Origin of the sequence: Clostridium sp. MCC345 (genome assembly GCF_018785345.1) — a bacterium.
GTDB classification, from domain to species: domain Bacteria; phylum Bacillota; class Clostridia; order Lachnospirales; family Anaerotignaceae; genus Anaerotignum_A; species Anaerotignum_A faecicola.
In genome coordinates, this window is sequence record NZ_WQPP01000060.1 from 199,051 (window position 1) to 216,177 (window position 17,127).

The following is a 17,127-nucleotide window of genomic DNA, read 5'->3' on the forward strand; positions in this document are numbered from 1 at the left end:
TTTAATTTTCAACGAAAAACCCGACGTTGCATCATACGAATTCTGCTCCGACAGGAGTTCCTTTTCTGCGCCTTCCGCCCCTAAAACCATTGTCTTAACATTCTTTGCAGCATAGTATTGATATTTGCTTTTTCAACAGCCTCTGCCGTAATCAAATCCGTCCTGCCGACCTCCTTCCCATGCAGCAAATAAATCAATTCACCGACCTTCTCCCCTGCCGCAACCGGCGCATCCATAGCAGGCAAAAGCTCCGCTTTCGTTTCCCATTCACCGCCGATATCCTTTTTCAGAAGAATAGAAATCTCCTCCTGCACCACAGCCGAAACGCTGTCCTTCATGCCCTTTGTCACAGGAATACGCCCCATTTCCTTCCCTGCGGGCAGTCCCTTTTCCGCGCTATAATTGGCAAAGCCATAATCCAGAAGCTTCATGGTTTCCTGAAAGCGCAGCTTGAAATCCGGTGCCGCCATCACAACGCCAATCAGGTGCAGCCCGTTGCGCTCCGCCGTCCCGGAAAGACAATAAAGTGCCTTGCCCGTAGAGCCTGTTTTCAGCCCCGTTGCACCCTCGTACCATTTGATCAGCTTATTCGTATTCGTTAAGCCAAATTCGGACTCCCCCTTGCGCGTTTTATGTATGATGGTATCCTGCCATGTGGTCGTATATTTCTGCACCTCCGGGAATTTCGTCATCAGCTCCCGACTCATCAGCGCAATATCATACGCACTGGTTTCGTGTCCGTCCACATCCAGTCCGCAGGCATTGACAAAATGCGTTTCCTGCATCCCCAATTCCTCTGCCTTCCTGTTCATCCGCTCCACAAAGGCCTCCTCACTACCTGCCACAAACTCCGCCATGGCAACTGCCGCATCATTCGCAGATGCAATTGCGATACATTTCGTCAGCTCTGCGGCTGTCTGCGTTTCGCCCGGCTCCAGAAAAACCTGCGAGCCACCCATACTCGCCGCATGCTCGCTCACCTGCACCGTTTCCTCCCATCCAAACTGTCCTGCCGCCTCCGCTTCGTAAATCAACAGCAATGTCATCACCTTTGTCACGCTGGCAGGCGGCATTGCCTCGTGACTGTTTTTTTCATACAAAACCGTTCCCGTGCCTGCGTCCATCAGCACCGCACTTTTACTTTTCAGCTGCAATGCATCCGTTTCCGCCGCAAAAGCAGACAGGCTGAACCCAAGCGATAGCACAGACATCAGCAGTATCGTCAATACTCCCTTCCAATTCTTCATCCGCCCATTCCTCCCAGATATTCTTATGGATACTCTATGCTTTTCCCCTCTGAAGTATGCAGACGGCGAAATTCTTAAGAGTTTTTTAAATTTGACTGATTTTTACAAAAGCCTGTAATTTTGTTGTATACTGTTGCTATAGCAGGAAAAAATTTGTTATAATCTTACTATTGATGAAAAGAAAAGGAGGGTATTCTCTATGAAAAAGACAAAACATACTGTAGCCTTGGCTCTGGCGGCAATGCTGGCATGTCAACCACTTTCTGTTTATGCGGCAACCTTTGCCGATATGAATCAGGTTCCTTGGGCGGGTGCCGAAGCATCCATCAATAAGGCGGCAAGCCTGGGTCTGGTTGTTGGGGAAACCAGAAACGGCAAAACCTATTTCCGCCCCAGAGATTCTGTTTCTCTGTCCGAATCCTGCCAGCTGGCGTATAAGCTGCTGATGCAGACAGGCAAGGCAAAGGCGGATGACAGCGTAACCCAGAAATGGACTCCCATTATGAATGCTTACGGCATCCAGAGCTGGGCATATCCTGCCGTTTCCTACTGCTTGGAAAACGGGATTCTGGCTACCTCTAACCTGGGCGGCTTCATGAAAAACGGTTCTAATCTGCCTGCCACAAGAGAACAGGCAGCAACCATCCTTGGGCGCGCCTTAACAAAGGGGGTTTCTTCCTACACAGCAAACGAAACCACAACTACCTTCAAGGACAACAGCAGCATTTCCACAGAAGCAAAGCCCTATGTTGCCCTGCTGAAAAGGGTAGGCGTAGTCAATGGGGACGATTCCAATAAATTCAACCCCAAGCAGACACTGAACCGCACAGAAACCGCAGTTCTGGTCACAAATCTGTACGGTGTACTGGAAAAGGCAACCACACCTACCACACCCACAACTCCGACAACACCCACCAACCCGACCACCTCCACACAGAAGGGTACGATTGCGACCATGACAAATTTCTATGTTAATCTGAAGGACAGCGCAGCCTACTACATGCTGGCCTCCGGCGGCACAACCATCACACTGAACGGTTCTTCTGCCACCATGAGCGATGTCGTAAAGCTATATAAGGCAGGCACCTCCATTGATGTTACCCTGACGCTCGACAGCAACCTGCACATCACCAAGCTGGAGGCAACCTATAAGGAAACCAAAAAAACCAAAGGCAGCCTGACAAAGGTGAGATATAATAAAACGGATAAAGAAGGCTCTATCACGATTGATAAGGACAGCACCTACTCCTTTACCGACAAGGACGATGTAGATATCCGTATCGACAAAAAGAGCTATAGCCTGAAGGAATTGTACGACCTATTCACAAAGGCAGAGGATGACAAAACAACCATTGAGGTTGAGGTTACCCTTGACAACAAGGGAAATCTGACAAAAATCACAGGCAGCACAAAGGAAAGCAGCAGTGATTCCATAAAGGACAAGGTTTCTAAGGTGAATTATGATAAGTCCGACAAAACAGGCTATATTCAGCTGAAAAATAAAACCACAAAATATTACATCGATGATACAGATGATGTTACCGTAAAGATTGACAACAAAACAAAAGACTACAAAGATCTGTATAATCTGTACGATGATGGGGATAGCACCATTACCGTTACACTGACACTGAATAAAAAGGATTACGTTACTAAAATTACAGCAACCACCTCCGACAGTGACAGCAAGGATGATGCGGACGGCAATGTTGCAAGCGTTACCTATAAGGAAAGCAAGGACACCGGTACGGTAAAAATTGGCAGCAAGACCTATGATATTGATGATGTAGATGATGTCGATATCTCCATCACCGATGGCTCCGATAAGATTAAAACATGGGAAGATTTCTATAATGCCTATAAGGACAAAAAGACCATGAATGTTTCCGCTACCGTTAAAAATGATGAGGTTACAAAAATCACAGGTAAGGTAACACAGGCAAAGGGGGAGCTTTCCAAGCTTGGCAAGAACTACATCAAAATTGAAGGCAAATACAGCAATAATACCTTCAGCTATGATTTTGATGAGGATGATACAGATAACATCAAGGTAAGCATCACCAATGCTTCCGGCGTAAAAACACTTACGAAGCTGATTGACTGGCTGGAATCCGGTGACAAGCTCGACCTTGTTCTCACACTGGATAAAAACGGAAATATCACAAAAATTTCCGGCGAATATAAATAATTTCGCCAAAACGTACTGACCATAAAGGGCAACACCTGCATGAAAAGGCGTTCAGACAAAAATCATAAAAGCAAAGGGATTTTCCTTTTTATGAGTCTGCGCTTTTGCGCAGACTCATTTTTTATAGGAGTATTATATGAAAAAAATACATTCGGCATTTGCGCCGTTTCTCGGCATCCTCCTTCTGCTTGCGGTCTGGCTTCTGCTTTGCCGCGCAGAGGTATTCAGCCCCTACCTTCTGCCGCCACCACAAAAGGTGTTCGACAGCTTTCTGCGCATGCTTTTCTCCGGAGAATTGCTTCGGGATGTGCTGATTTCCTTTATCCGTATTCTAAAGGGCTTCGGCATCGCTTTTCTGCTTGCGTTTCTGCTGGGGATGTTCCGTGCGCTCCTGCCTGCCGCAGAAAAATATTATAACGCCATCGTGCAGTTTTTCCGCAATGTGCCGCCGCTGAGTCTGATTCCGCTTCTGATTCTCTGGTGCGGCATCGGGGAAACCACAAAAACCGTTATTATCGTGCTGGCCTCCTTCTTTCCGATGTATCTGAACATCGTAAAAGGCTTTACGGGCTGTGACCAAAGGCTATTGGAGGTTGGGGATGCCTTCGGCTACACAAAATTTGAAAAATTCCGCTATATCCTCCTGCCCTACGCCTCCGCCGATATTCTCGTTGGGATGCGCATCGGCATGGGCTATAGCTGGCGTGCCATCATTGCGGCAGAAATGATTGCAGCCTCCAGCGGTATCGGGCATTTGATTCTGTTCGCGCAGCAGCTGAGCCGCACCGATAAGGTGATTGTCGGCATTTTTGTGGTTGGGCTTGTCGGTCTGGCAACCGATAAATGCTTCGGCTTTTTGCTGAAAAAATTATTTAAGGGGAATGGTGAAAATGGCTGGAATTGAATTAAAGCATATACAGAAGGCATACACCGTGGACGGGCGAACGTTCCCCGTTTTAAAGGATATCTGCTTGCAGATTCCCGAAAACAGCATCACCGTCCTTCTTGGGAAAAGCGGCTGCGGCAAAACCACCCTGCTCCGCTTAGTGGGAGATTTAGAGAAGCCAAACAGCGGAGAAATTCTCTTTGCGGTCACGCATAAAACCGCCTTTGTGTTTCAGGAGCCGCGGCTCATGCCTTGGCTGACTGTGTGGGATAATACTATTTTCGGACTGAAAAAGCACTCCTATGATACAGGAAAAATCCAAGCCCTGCTGGAAACGGTTGGTCTGGATGGCTTTCAGATGGCCTATCCCCATCAGCTTTCGGGCGGAATGCAGCAAAGAACCGCCATCGCGCGTGCTTTGGCGTATGCGCCCTCCTTCCTTCTGATGGATGAGCCCTTTGCCGCATTGGATCATTTCACGCGCACGCAGCTGCAGAAGGAGCTGATTCGCCTGCAAAAAAGTCAAAATACAGGAATTTTATTCGTCACCCACAGCATTGATGAGGCCCTGCTTCTGGGGCATAAAATTGCCTTTATTGAGGATGGATGCATCAAAAAGGAATTCCTTTTGGATACGGATTGCGAAAATCGCGATTTATTATCCAAGGAACTGATTGAACTGAAACGGGAAATTCTCGCACAGCTTCATTTATAAAAAAACTGTCTTTCGGCAGTTAAAATAAGCATTTTATCATTTAAAAATTTAGGAGGTATTACAAATGAAAAAAAGATTGATTGGCATGGCAATGGCAGCCGTTCTGGCTATGACGGCGCTGACAGGCTGCGGCACCGCAGAGGATACATCCTCTCTCGATTCGCTGACCTTCACCTATGTCACCTCTCCCCTGAACCTGCCCTCTATCGTGGAAAAGGAGGAAGGCATTTTCACAAAAGCCTTTGCGGATGACGGCATCGAAGTGAAATATGCAGAAATCACCTCCGGCGCAGACCAGACACAGGCACTGGCAGCCGGAGATGTGCAGGTGCTGTATGCCGTTGGCGCAACCTCTGTCATTCTTTCTGCCGCAAATGATGCAGATATCAAGGTGCTGAACATGTATAGCCGCTCTCCCAAGGCATTCTGCATGTATTCCAAGGATGAAAGCATCAGCTCCCCTGCGGATTTGCGCGGCAAAACCATTGCAGGCCCTGTCGGCACAAATCTGCATGAACTCTTGGCGGCATATCTTGCAACCGCGGATATGACAGTGGATGATGTAAACTTCGTGAATATGGGCATTCCCGAAGCAAAGGCAGGTCTGGAAGGCGGCAGTGTGGATGTGGCATTGCTGGCAGGTGCAGCCGCATATCAGACACAGCAGCAGGGCTATCACCTAATTACCGACGGCGAGGGCTTGATTAACGCCATCATTGCAGTAGCAGTCACAAATAAATTCTATGAAGCGCACCCCGAAATCATCGAAAAGCTGCAATCCGCACAGGCAGAAATCGCAGACTTTATGCAGAACCATGAACAGGAAGCCTACGAAATGGCAGCAGCGGAGCTGGATTTGGATGTGGATGCCGTAAAGGAAATGGCACAGTATTATGACTTCTCCACAGAGATTACTGCTGCGGATAAGGAGGGCTTCCAGCGCACCGCTGATTTTATGTATCAGGCAGGCATGATTGAAAAAGAGCTGGATGTAAATACATTATTTTAACTAAAGCAAACTCAGGATTCCACTTGGGACAGAGCGAAGCAATGCGCCCTTGCTTCCCGATTCCTTCCGCAATAAAAAAAGCGTCCAAGCTTGGACGCTTTTTTGTTGCTCCTCCTTCAGATGGACAAGCCTTGCTTCATGCCCCAGAAATTCATTATAACGGAAGGATTCCCTTCTGCCATTTTCCATCTGACAGTAAAAATGGTGGGGATATAATTCCAGCACCACGCCATGACGAATTTCCCGTGTAATATATGTATAATCCTTCAAAAGAGAACGCTCCTCAACAATAATAGACTTTCCCTTTTCCAATCCATACTTACCTGCAAGCTCCTTCAGCCATGTATTTTTCCACATTCTTCTTTCCTTCATCTCATACCCCTTTCGCATTACGGTTTATTCGTAATTATGCTTTAAAAAAATAAGTTGCTCCTTTGTCTGACACAATCATACTACGGTTTCACCGTATCTGTCAACGGTTTTTTCGTAATTTTCCAAAATGTATTGCATTTCTACGATTTAACCGTATAATAAAAATAGGAAGGTGATTTTATGGACAACAGTAAAACCATACTGGCGAAAAATATCCGCTATCTCATGGAACAGAAGCAAAAAACAAGAACCGAGCTTTGCGAAGCACTTGGCGTAAAATACACTACCCTCAGCGACTGGGTAAACGGAAAAACCTATCCCCGCATTGATAAAATCGAGCGGATGGCGGCGTATTTCGGTGTGGAAAAATCTGCCCTTCTGGAGGACAGAAACCATCTGCCGCAGGACGCCATCCCCTATACCCCTCGTCCGACAAAGCCAATACCCATTGTTGGCGTGGTCAACTGCGGCATGCCCCTTCTGGCAGAGGATAATATTGAGGGCTATATCGAAACACCCTTGGAGGATTTAAACAGCGGCGAGGAATATTTCTGGCTGCGTGCCAAGGGGGATAGTATGACAAATATCGGTATCCACGAAGGAGATTTTCTGCTCATCCGCAAACAAAGCAACGTGGACAGCGGTGATATCGCCGTCGTTTCCGTCAATGGGGACGATGCCACCCTCAAGCGCGTGATAAAAAAGGAAAATGCGATTGTTCTCCAGCCTGAAAACCCCGCGTATGAAATGAAAATCTTCGTCGGCAAGGAGATGGAGGATGTTCATATCCGTGGACGGCTGATGAAGCTGGAAAAACGCTTTTAAATAAACTATCAGAAGTACAATAAAGGCAAAGCAATCGGAGGTGAAGCTGCATGACAGCACGCGAGGAGGTATTAGCCTATGCCCTATCCTTTGCGGATGTATACACAGAACGACCCTTTCGCGACCAAAACTGGCAGTTGGTGCGCATCAAGGGAAGCAAAAAGACCTTTCTCTGGATTTACGACCGAGGGGGATATCTCAATCTAAATGTAAAGGTAGCACCCGAATGGCGTGATTTCTGGCGGAACACCTATCCTGCCGTGGTTGCGGGCTATCATCAAAACAAAATGCACTGGAATACGATTATTCTGGACGGCACCATTCCCACGCAGGATATCAAACGCATGATTGCCGAAAGCTACGATTTGATTGCGGATAGCCCCACCAAGCGCATCTACGAGGCGGTCAAAAAAATCCCCAAAGGCTGTGTCGCAACCTATGGGATGATTGCGGCGCTGGCAGGTGACCCGAACATGGCGCGCGCGGTCGGCAATGCCCTGCATAAAAACCCGGACCCTGCAAATATCCCCTGCTATCGTGTTGTCAATGCCAAGGGGGAGCTTTCCGGTTCCTTTGCCTTCGGCGGAGAAGCTGCACAGGAAAAGCTTTTGCAGGCGGATGGCATTGAGGTAGTCAACGGAAGGGTCGATTTGGAAAAATATCAATGGAAATTCAAATAGGACGCAAAAAGGGTGTGATAAAATTTATCACACCCTTTTTCTTTTATTCTTCATCCAGCTTCAGTACAGACATAAATGCCTTCTGCGGCACCTCTACGCTGCCAATCTGGCGCATACGCTTTTTCCCTTCCTTCTGCTTTTCAAGCAGCTTTTTCTTACGGGAAATATCACCGCCATAGCATTTTGCCAGAACATCCTTACGCATTGCGCTGATGGTTTCTCTGGCGATAATCTTGCTGCCGATTGCTGCCTGAATCGGAATTTCAAACAGATGTCTGGGAATTTCCTTTTTCAGCTTTTCACACATTTTTCTGCCACGCTCCGTTGCAGAATCCTTATGCACAATAAAGGACAGCGCATCCACAGGCTCCCTGTTTACCAAAATATCCAGCTTCACCAGCTCGCTTTCCTGATAGCCCAGCAGGCTGTAATCGAAGGACGCATAGCCGCGGCTTCTGGATTTCAGCACATCGAAGAAATCGTAAATAATTTCGTTTAACGGCATGTGGTATGTCAGCATCACACGGGAGGAATCCAGATATTCCATACTGATGTATTCGCCGCGCCGCTGCTGGCAAAGCTCCATAATCGGGCCGACATAATCCTTCGGGAGCATGATTTCCGCCTTCACAATCGGCTCCTCCATCTTCTCGATTCTGGCAGGATCGGGCATATTGCTCGGGTTGGATAAATCAAAGCTCGTCCCATCCGTCAGGTATACCTTATAAATAACACTGGGGGCAGTTGTTACCAAGTCCAGATTATATTCTCTTTCCAGTCTTTCCTGAATAATTTCCAAATGCAGCAGTCCAAGGAAGCCGCAGCGAAACCCAAAGCCTAACGCAACAGAGGTTTCCGGCTCAAAGAACAGCGCCGCATCATTGAGCTGCAGCTTCTCCAGTGCATCGCGCAAATCGGGATATTTTGCCCCATCCACAGGGAAAATGCCGCAGTAAACCATCGGGTTTACCTTCTTATAGCCGGGCAGTGCCTCTGCGGTCGGGTTTTCCGCCAATGTAACCGTATCGCCCACGCGTGTATCGGATACCGTTTTGATGCTTGCCGTAAAATAGCCAACCATGCCGGCACTCAGCTCATCCACAGGCAGGAAACGCCCGGGGCCGAAAATGCCAACCTCAACAACATCAAATTCCTTCCCTGTTGCCATCATTTTGACTCTGCTGCCCTTACGAATCGAGCCGTCAAACACACGCATCAGAACGATAACGCCGCGGTACTGGTCATATACAGAGTCGAACACCAATGCCTTCAGCGGTGCATTGACATCCCCCGCGGGCGCGGGAATATCTGTAATAATGCGTTCCAGAACCTCCTCGATATTGATGCCGTTTTTCGCAGAAATTTCAGGGGCATCCTCCGCAGGAATCCCGATGATATCCTCAATTTCCTGCTTTGCCCATTTCGGGTTTGCGCTGGGCAGGTCAATTTTATTGATAACCGGAAGAATTTCCAGATTATTATCCAACGCCAGATAAACATTTGCCAGTGTCTGCGCTTCAATACCCTGCGCCGCATCCACAATCAGCACCGCACCCTCGCACGCCGCAAGGGAACGGGATACCTCATAGTTGAAATCGACATGTCCGGGTGTATCAATCAGGTTAAACTGATATTCCTCCCCATCCTGCGCGCGGTAAATCAGACGAACCGCCTGCGATTTGATGGTGATTCCTCTTTCACGCTCCAGATCCATGTTATCCAAAACCTGCTCCTGCATTTCTCTATCTGTTAAAAGACCTGTTTTCTGAATCAGTCTGTCTGCCAATGTGGATTTGCCGTGGTCAATATGCGCCACAATGCAAAAATTCCGAATGTGTTTCTGTTTGTCCTGAGACATACGCTTCCTCCTTGCACAAAATTTGTTCTATCCATAATATCTTATTTTACCACAGTCTCCGGGAGGAAGTCAAAAGAATCACATCTTTTCTTTTCATTCAAACCGCCGCCGCTTACTCCAATTCTTCCAACGCCTCGCGTACTCTTTCGTATTCCCTTCTTACGGCATCATAATACTGCCCTGTTTCCGCAGGAAGCGCCTCCTTGCCGCGCAGCAGCTCCGTCATCGCGGAACAAACCTCCGCCAGAGCAGAAAGGCTTAGGTTCAGTGCCATTCCCTTCAGCGTATGCACCGCACGAAATGCCTGCTCCACCTCGGATTTTTCCACTGCCTCTGCCAGAAGCGTCATGCTGTTGTCACCCGGCAGCATTTTCAGGAATTTCCGAATCAGCACATCACTTTGCAGGCGATTGATTGCATCTGTATAGTCTCCATCAACCTTCTGATAAAATTCATTTACCGTCATAAATACCCCTCCTTAAAAAATCACCGCGCGATTCTTTTCTTTCTTCGCCTCATATAAGGCGGCATCTGCCTTCTGAATCAAATCCGAAATCCGCCCCGAAGCATACGCACCGCCAATACTGATGGTCAGCTTCAGCTCCGGATACTGCGCAACCTCAATCTTGCGCACCGCTCGGCAGAGCTCCCCCAGCTTTCGTTCCAGAATCTGCTCCGGCATATTATCAAACAGCAGGAAAAACTCATCTCCACCGTAGCGAATCAGTGCATCGTTGCTGCGCAGCATGGAACGAATTGTTTGCGCCACATAATACAACGCCGCATCCCCCGCGGTATGCCCGAAGCGATCATTGATTTTCTTGAAATTATCAATATCAATCATCGCCAGCGCATATTCTCCGCTCAGGTTACGCACCCGTTCATCGTAATACCGGCGATTATATACTCTTGTTGCAGAATCCACATAAACCTGCCTGTTCCGCACAAGCAGCTGATTCAGAACGTGCTCGCTTTCTATGCCGTTGATATCCTCCGAGCGAATCGGGTTCACACATTCCAGAGAATAGGACATTCCGTCTATCTCGATTGGCATTGCAAATACATAATAGACATCATTGCCAATCGGCTCCACCTTCGTCTGTATCTTCCCCATACGGATGGCATCCTGCGAAATGCAGCGCTCACAGCGGCGCGATTTCCCCCAAAGGGCAAAGCAATCCTCATTCTTCTGCACAGAATGACTCTCCTTTGTTGTAGAAACCTGCATACAGATTTCAGGGTCCACCAGCCGAACCGTTTCAAACATCGTCCGATATCCCTGCAGCACAGGGCCAACCTGCTTCTCCGCAATCCGAATCACACTTTCTCCACTCGCCAGAATGGGCAACAGCACCTGCTTCTGCAAAGCAGGCTTCGCTGCTTCGGCATCATACATCTGTATTCTCTTATAGTTTTCATCAATATCTACAATTTTTCCGAGCAGAGAGCTATAATGTCCCTCGCTGTCCTTCTTGCCCGAAACCAGAATGGCAGTCTGACATTGACTCGGCTTTCCGTTTAGCGTAATCTGTGCCATAAACTCCATCTGTGTCCGGTCAGTCGGCAGCTCCTGTAATTTCTCGGTAAGCAGCGCAAGCGTCTTTTTCCCGAAAACGGAAAGAAAGGCTTCATTTTCCATCGGGTCAACAATCACATCCGGCAGTCCCGTCTGCTCTACCGCACCCTTGGAAAGATGCAGAGAGGAAGGCTGTGCCGTATATTCAAACCACAGCTCTTCGCTGAGATTTGCGAAAAATTCTGCTTTTGTGTTTGCCTCCTCCAGCTGCTTTGTCATGCGCGCCGCAATGACATCCTGTCCACTGTAAAGCTCCTCCACCGTTTCATATACCTGCTCCGCGCTCTGTCCCACAGGCTTTTTCTCCACGCCATGCCGCAGGGTCTCCGAAAGCTCATCCATACATTCAAGCAGGAGCGGATTCAGACTGCCACATTCGCCGTTATGCATCATAGCAAGTGCCGTATCATGCGAAAAGGCTTCTTTATAGCTGCGCTCATTCGTCAGCGCATCATAAGCATCCGCAACGGAAACCACCTGTGCCGCAATGGGAATATTATCCCCTGCCAACCCGTCCGGATAGCCCTTGCCATCCCAACGCTCATGGTGCCAGCGACAGATCATCGTGGCGTATTTCACCAGTTTTTCATTCTGATACACAGACATTCCCGAAATAATCTCCGCACCAATCACCGTATGCCGTTTCACAATGGCAAATTCCTCTGCGGTCAGCTTGCCGGGCTTTGTCAGAATTTCCTCCGGAATCAGCAGCTTCCCGATATCATGCAGGCTTGCCGCCATGCAAATCACATCTATATCATCCGGATTCAGCGCATAGCGGTTCGTCCGCTTCATCAGACAGTGCAGCAAAAGCCCCGTCACACGGCTTACGCCGGACATGTGCATCCCCTTTTCTCCGCAGCGCAGCCCCAAGGCATAGCCCAGAATTGATATCATAACCTCGTTGCTTTTTTCTCTGCGGAAAAACCAATCCGCAACCACATCCATCAGCTGATGCTTTTTGGTATGCAGCAGGATTGTATTGATGATACGACGGCGAACGATGCCGGGTACAAAGGGACGGCTGATATAGTCCGATGCACCCAGTTCAAATGCACGGTCGATGTAGGTATTACTGGTTTCCGCGGAAATCATGATGGTGGGGATATCCTCAATCCAATGTCTGCGGTTCATTTCCTCCAGAACCTCAAATCCGTCCATCTCAGGCATCACAATATCCAGCAGCAATGCGGAAATCTGCGTGCCATAGCTCTGCAACGCAATGATGACTTCCTGCCCATTTGTTGCTTCAATAACTTCAAATTCCTGATCCAGTACATTTGCAAGAATTGCGCGGTTCATTTCAGAATCGTCTGCAATCAGCAGCTTTCTTCGTCTCATAAGGCGATCCTCTCCTGTCGTTCTGTCTTTTGTATCTCAAGCTCTGCCGCGAATTCTGCCTGACGCTGTAAAGCCTCACATCGTTTTTTCCGACCCTGCAACAGCAATCTCTCAGAAGCATGTGCATCCTTCATTTTCGCTTCGTCCTCTCTGCCCTTGAGGTATTCAAAATCCCCCAAAAAGCTACATTTAATGTGAATATTATAGCACATCTGTATCTTATTGCCAACGAAAAACAGGAACATCAAGGCTGATTCTGCTTTGCTGTTCCTGTTTGTATTTCTTCTATAATAAAAGTATCAGCTGTTATTCTGCATCAAAGGCGTGCGCCGTTACGAAGGTTGCGCCCCCATTGTCAATATAGGTCGTTTCTACCTCGCATTTCTGCTTCAGCTCCTGCATATCGAAATAGCGGGAAACCGTCTGCTTCTCTGCCTTGTAGCTGTTTTTATCCATATCTAATGCCATCTGCTTTGCATCCGCATCGGAAAGCTTCTGCACGCCTGCCTTTGTGATATCAAAATCGGGATTCTTTTCCCCGATAAAGGTAATCAGCGCTGCTTTTTTATTGATACAGAGAACCCGATAGCCGAAATTCTTTGTCATAACGCCATTTACATTCAGACGCATATCCAGTGTGATGAGATTAGGCGTATTGCTGCCCTCCTCTGCTTCTGTGATGATGAAATCAGATGCTTTGAAGTCCTGATCTACATTCTTCTGCATATAGGCCTCCAGTGCTGCATAATCCTTTGTGCCGGGGATATAAGGCACATCCTCCTCAATCACCTTCTGCTTCGCCCCTTCAACCAGAAAATCCTTTACGGATATGCTGACTCCCTCGTCATTCTGCTCGCCTGTGGAAAGCTGAATCCGATTCTTTTCACTGTCCCATCCACAGGTGAAGTCCATAATCTCGACCAAATCGCGCAGCTTAAAATAATTATAACCGTCAATATTCAGGCAATTCATGTTTTCGTATTCCGTTGCGCCAACGAGAATGGTCTGCTTGCTTTGCTTTACGGCTTTTGCCTGCTTTGCCGCACTCAGATGCTGCAAATCCTGCGCAGCACTTTCCTTTGTCAGAGAAGCCTGCTTTTTCGCTTCGTTCCAATCGACACGATAGCCGAGGATTTTCCCCAAATCGCGCAGCATAAAATAATTATTATCCTGATACAGATACGCAGGGACAGCCTCCACCGTCTGCACGCCCTCTCCTGACTGCACGGAAAGCGTGTTTTTGGACGGCGTAACCGCAAGCCCTGCCGCAAGGGCACTTTGTGTGAAAATAAGCGTGCCTGCCATTGCCCCAACTACAACAAATTTTTTCTTCATCTGTCATACCTCCTTACGCAATACGTTTTCCTTTTACTTGCCCGAACTTCCCTTCGGATAGCTTCATCTTATCAGACATCTTAGCAAATTGCATCTGATTTGCGTAAAATTTATTAAATTTTAAGAAATAAACGCAAATAGCTGCACAAAACGAGCAGCATTTCCTGCGACGGCAAAAACAAAATAACCAAACCCGAAATACGTTGATACTTTTACCGATGACATGGTATACTATATCACAGATTAACGTGGTTTTTGATGGATTTTATGGCGAAGGAGCATAGATGCGATATCTTTCAGTTACCGGTAAGACATGGAATATTCCGAAAAACGCAGAAAAACCGGGGCGTACCAATAAAAGAAAAGAGGCACCGATTACGCTGATGGATATTCTGGACCTCCATGTGAAATTTGAGCGGATTCATCCATTTCAGGACGGCAACGGTCGTGTGGGCAGATTGATTATGTTTTATATAAAAGGAGCACGCAGATAGATGAAGAGACAAAAGATACAGCTGAAGGATATTATGAGTCAACATTCTGATATGGAGTATCAGCAGCTTTATGCCTATGTTATGGAACTTATTAAAAATAAAGCGCTGGAACCAATGAAAACTGCGAAAAGCAACGGAAGAACGCCCGCTTTGCCGATTAGCTTTTGGAGGTATGAAGAAGAAACGGATTATACAGATGTTTATGAAGAGCTGAAATACAAGTATCATCCGTTAATCAATACTTCTTATTACAGGAAGCACCCGGAGCGCTATGAAGCAGATAAGCATAATCTACAGCTTTTAAGTAATTATTTGAAAAATCATTCAAATCTGTTGAAAATTAAGGAAACGATGAATGAGCGTAGCTTTGAAATCTTCCATAGAGAAAAATATTTCCAGAGGGAAGGCGGTCTTGAATTTTGCAAACGCGTCGCTATTGATGCAGATAAGCTGGCATTTTACGAAACATCGGAACCGCTTTCTTATTATTCCTATTCCAAACAAGCTCCCCAGAACATTTTGATTATAGAGAATAAAGATACCTTTTTTGATATTCGACGATATATGAACACGGGATGTAATCATATTCTCGGAAAAGAATTTGGTACCGTAATCTATGGAGCCGGGAAAGGCATCTGGAAGACATTTGCAGATTATATGAATGGTGCAGAAACTTATTTTATGGGCGATAATAAGCTATTCTATTTTGGCGACCTTGATTATGAGGGAATTCTGATTTACGAACGTCTGGTTGAAAGCACATCTGCAATCATTTATATTTTTGAAGAAGCCTATACGGCTATGCTGGATAAAGCTATGCAGATCGGACTCTCTAATCTTCCGAATATGAAGGAAAAGCAAAATGCCAACATAGGAACTTTATTCTTAGATGCGTTTAAAGATATGCGTAAAGATCAAATTTGTAAAATCCTGAAAATGGGAAAATATATCCCACAGGAAATTTTGAATGAGCATGACTGGTGATGAAGGATGATTGAAAAGGATTTTTTGAAAAATTTTGAGCAGCGTATGAAATGCGTTGGACGCTATTCGGTACTTTGCAGCAACAGCTTTGACAAAAAGCTGTGGAAAGACTATGGTGTGGAGAATAGAGATGAACAGATGAATATGCTATTTACGCTGCTTCTTTTCATCATGGAGTACTCTCTCAGAGAAGAAAACTGTACGATGAACGAAATTGCGGCATTTGTAGAGGATGTCAGCTACGAATATTATGCACGAAGATTAAGCTTTGAAGAAAGCACGAGCTTTGCCAGATTTATGGTAGAGGATATTCTTGGAAATAGCGGTTCATCTATGTATTTCAAAGCATTTGATTATGAAAGCCGGACATATAAAGATATCAATATCCGGTACATTGATAATAAGGTCGTTTATCTGGAAAATGGAGTTCGGAGAACTTCTTATCATTTGACAGACGAGGGGTACAATATGATGCTTGGCACTATGGAGCTGGAAAATAATCTGAAGCTTTCCATTCACGAGATGCTGTTTAAGCTGCATCTGGAAAAAGCAGATTATAACCGAGCAGTGGACGATATTAAAAATATTTTCGGGCAGCTGCGAAAGCAGAGCCAGAAAATTGAAGACGCAATCCTGTCTGTGCGAAGAAATGCATTATCGTATTCAGTGGAGGAATACGGGCAGCTAGTGGAAGATAATATTAGCGCCGTAATGGAAACCAGAGAAAAATTTCGTCTTCATCGCCAGTTTATTGACGAAAAGATTATCGAATTTGACGAAAAACAGATGAATGCGGAAGAATTTACAGCAAAGGAAAAGGACAACCTCAACAATCTTCGTACTATTGGGAGATATCTTACCGGAACATTGGATGAGCATCAACGGATTCTTGGACAGCATTTTGATCTGAAAAAACTATATGATGAAGAGCTGGAAAATTACTCCAACATGACTTTAGTGCAGAGATTTCCGTTCCGGAGTGATATCTATGATGTGATTTTGAAGGATGCAGCTTTGTTGAAAAATATTGACAGAGTATTTAATCCGTTGTTTGTTAGTCGGGTTCATAAGATTTTTAATCCAGAGAAAATGCTGGAATATCAAAAAAAGCTGCAAAAATTTAGTGTAGATGATGAAGCTGTAGAGCTGGATTTTGATGAAGATGCGTATAACCGGGAAAAAGAACAACGCAGACTGGAACGTATGAAGAAATATGAAGACTGTATAGGTGTACTTCTAGAGTATCTGTTGGAAAATGGTACATTTACGCTGCAGGATTTAAGTGAGGGCTGTGACAAGGAAGCCTGGCAGAGGCTGTTTCCAACAGCAGAAATTTTCCGAGAAGTAATCATTGAATTTTTGACCGCAGGAACGATTGACATTTCGGAGCTTCAGAAAGAACAGACAAATTATTTAGTGGATGCTTCCGAGGGATTTGTGTTAAATGAAAAGCTGCTCAGTCTGATGGAAAATAAGAGATTCCGAAAAATCGGAAAAATCTGCATATTTCCAATGGAAGACAGTGAGCATGTACTTTTTCAAAATATAATGAGTGAATCCGGGAATAAAAGAAATTTTAAATGTTCAAATATTGGATTTCGATTCGAGGAGAGATAA

At 46.2% G+C, this 17,127-nt stretch carries 15 protein-coding genes and 1 pseudogene; 9 read left to right on the top strand and 7 right to left on the bottom strand.

Going from position 1 to position 17,127, the window contains the following annotated elements:
- Positions 1 to 80 precede the first annotated feature (80 nt).
- Positions 81 to 1,247: a D-alanyl-D-alanine carboxypeptidase family protein gene (locus GPK49_RS10400; RefSeq protein ID WP_215677746.1), complete on the bottom strand. Its 1,167-nt coding sequence runs from the start codon at positions 1,245 to 1,247 to the stop codon at positions 81 to 83.
- A gap of 199 nt (positions 1,248 to 1,446) precedes the next feature.
- Here GPK49_RS10400 and GPK49_RS10405 point away from each other — a divergent pair, with 199 nt between their 5' ends.
- The 4 genes from GPK49_RS10405 to GPK49_RS10420 all read left to right on the top strand — a co-directional run bounded on the left by GPK49_RS10405 (position 1,447) and on the right by GPK49_RS10420 (position 6,045).
- Positions 1,447 to 3,435 carry an S-layer homology domain-containing protein gene (locus tag GPK49_RS10405; RefSeq protein WP_215677748.1) on the top strand — a complete coding sequence of 663 codons (1,989 nt, stop codon included), beginning with the start codon at positions 1,447 to 1,449 and terminating at the stop codon, positions 3,433 to 3,435.
- Positions 3,436 to 3,571: 136 nt separating this feature from the next.
- Positions 3,572 to 4,339 (top strand): ABC transporter permease, encoded by a 768-nt coding sequence (locus GPK49_RS10410; RefSeq protein ID WP_215677750.1) that lies wholly within the window; start codon positions 3,572 to 3,574, stop codon positions 4,337 to 4,339.
- A complete protein-coding gene (locus GPK49_RS10415) occupies positions 4,326 to 5,036 on the top strand; it encodes an ATP-binding cassette domain-containing protein (RefSeq protein WP_215677752.1) in 711 nt (236 codons plus the stop codon). Before GPK49_RS10410 ends, GPK49_RS10415 begins: the two co-directional genes overlap by 14 nt.
- Positions 5,037 to 5,100: 64 nt before the next feature.
- Positions 5,101 to 6,045: an NrtA/SsuA/CpmA family ABC transporter substrate-binding protein gene (locus tag GPK49_RS10420; RefSeq protein WP_215677755.1), complete on the top strand. Its 945-nt coding sequence runs from the start codon at positions 5,101 to 5,103 to the stop codon at positions 6,043 to 6,045.
- Here GPK49_RS10420 and GPK49_RS10425 read toward each other — a convergent pair whose 3' ends face one another.
- Positions 6,046 to 6,417 carry a hypothetical protein gene (locus GPK49_RS10425; protein WP_215677757.1) on the bottom strand — a complete coding sequence of 124 codons (372 nt, stop codon included), beginning with the start codon at positions 6,415 to 6,417 and terminating at the stop codon, positions 6,046 to 6,048. It abuts the gene before it with no gap.
- 180 nt (positions 6,418 to 6,597) lie between these two features.
- Between GPK49_RS10425 and GPK49_RS10430 the strand changes: the two genes are divergently transcribed.
- Positions 6,598 to 7,242: a LexA family protein gene (locus GPK49_RS10430; RefSeq protein WP_016407115.1), complete on the top strand. Its 645-nt coding sequence runs from the start codon at positions 6,598 to 6,600 to the stop codon at positions 7,240 to 7,242.
- A gap of 50 nt (positions 7,243 to 7,292) precedes the next feature.
- Positions 7,293 to 7,922 carry a methylated-DNA--[protein]-cysteine S-methyltransferase gene (locus tag GPK49_RS10435; protein ID WP_016407116.1) on the top strand — a complete coding sequence of 210 codons (630 nt, stop codon included), beginning with the start codon at positions 7,293 to 7,295 and terminating at the stop codon, positions 7,920 to 7,922.
- Between the two features lie 43 nt (positions 7,923 to 7,965).
- On the opposite strand, the gene lepA is transcribed toward GPK49_RS10435, so the two are convergent.
- The 5 genes from lepA to GPK49_RS10460 form a co-directional block, all read right to left on the bottom strand.
- Positions 7,966 to 9,780, bottom strand: coding sequence for a translation elongation factor 4 (gene lepA / locus GPK49_RS10440; RefSeq protein WP_016407117.1), 1,815 nt, complete (start codon positions 9,778 to 9,780; stop codon positions 7,966 to 7,968).
- A 112-nt stretch (positions 9,781 to 9,892) separates the two neighbouring features.
- Positions 9,893 to 10,246: an Hpt domain-containing protein gene (locus tag GPK49_RS10445; RefSeq protein WP_016407118.1), complete on the bottom strand. Its 354-nt coding sequence runs from the start codon at positions 10,244 to 10,246 to the stop codon at positions 9,893 to 9,895.
- Positions 10,247 to 10,258: 12 nt separating this feature from the next.
- Positions 10,259 to 12,697: a diguanylate cyclase gene (locus tag GPK49_RS10450; protein WP_215677759.1), complete on the bottom strand. Its 2,439-nt coding sequence runs from the start codon at positions 12,695 to 12,697 to the stop codon at positions 10,259 to 10,261.
- Positions 12,694 to 12,942 carry a hypothetical protein gene (locus GPK49_RS10455; protein WP_215677761.1) on the bottom strand — a complete coding sequence of 83 codons (249 nt, stop codon included), beginning with the start codon at positions 12,940 to 12,942 and terminating at the stop codon, positions 12,694 to 12,696. The genes GPK49_RS10450 and GPK49_RS10455 overlap by 4 nt, the downstream gene beginning before the upstream one ends.
- A 61-nt stretch (positions 12,943 to 13,003) precedes the next feature.
- Positions 13,004 to 14,032, bottom strand: coding sequence for a stalk domain-containing protein (locus tag GPK49_RS10460; RefSeq protein ID WP_215677763.1), 1,029 nt, complete (start codon positions 14,030 to 14,032; stop codon positions 13,004 to 13,006).
- Positions 14,033 to 14,406: 374 nt separating this feature from the next.
- Here GPK49_RS10460 and GPK49_RS10470 point away from each other — a divergent pair.
- The 3 genes and pseudogenes from GPK49_RS10470 to GPK49_RS10480 all read left to right on the top strand — a co-directional run.
- Positions 14,407 to 14,502 (top strand): annotated as a pseudogene (locus tag GPK49_RS10470) (Fic family protein); the annotation flags it as partial.
- A gap of 24 nt (positions 14,503 to 14,526) precedes the next feature.
- On the top strand, positions 14,527 to 15,510 hold the full coding sequence (locus tag GPK49_RS10475; protein WP_215677765.1) for a Wadjet anti-phage system protein JetD domain-containing protein: 984 nt from the start codon (positions 14,527 to 14,529) through the stop codon (positions 15,508 to 15,510).
- Between the two features lie 6 nt (positions 15,511 to 15,516).
- Positions 15,517 to 17,127: a hypothetical protein gene (locus tag GPK49_RS10480; protein WP_215677767.1), complete on the top strand. Its 1,611-nt coding sequence runs from the start codon at positions 15,517 to 15,519 to the stop codon at positions 17,125 to 17,127.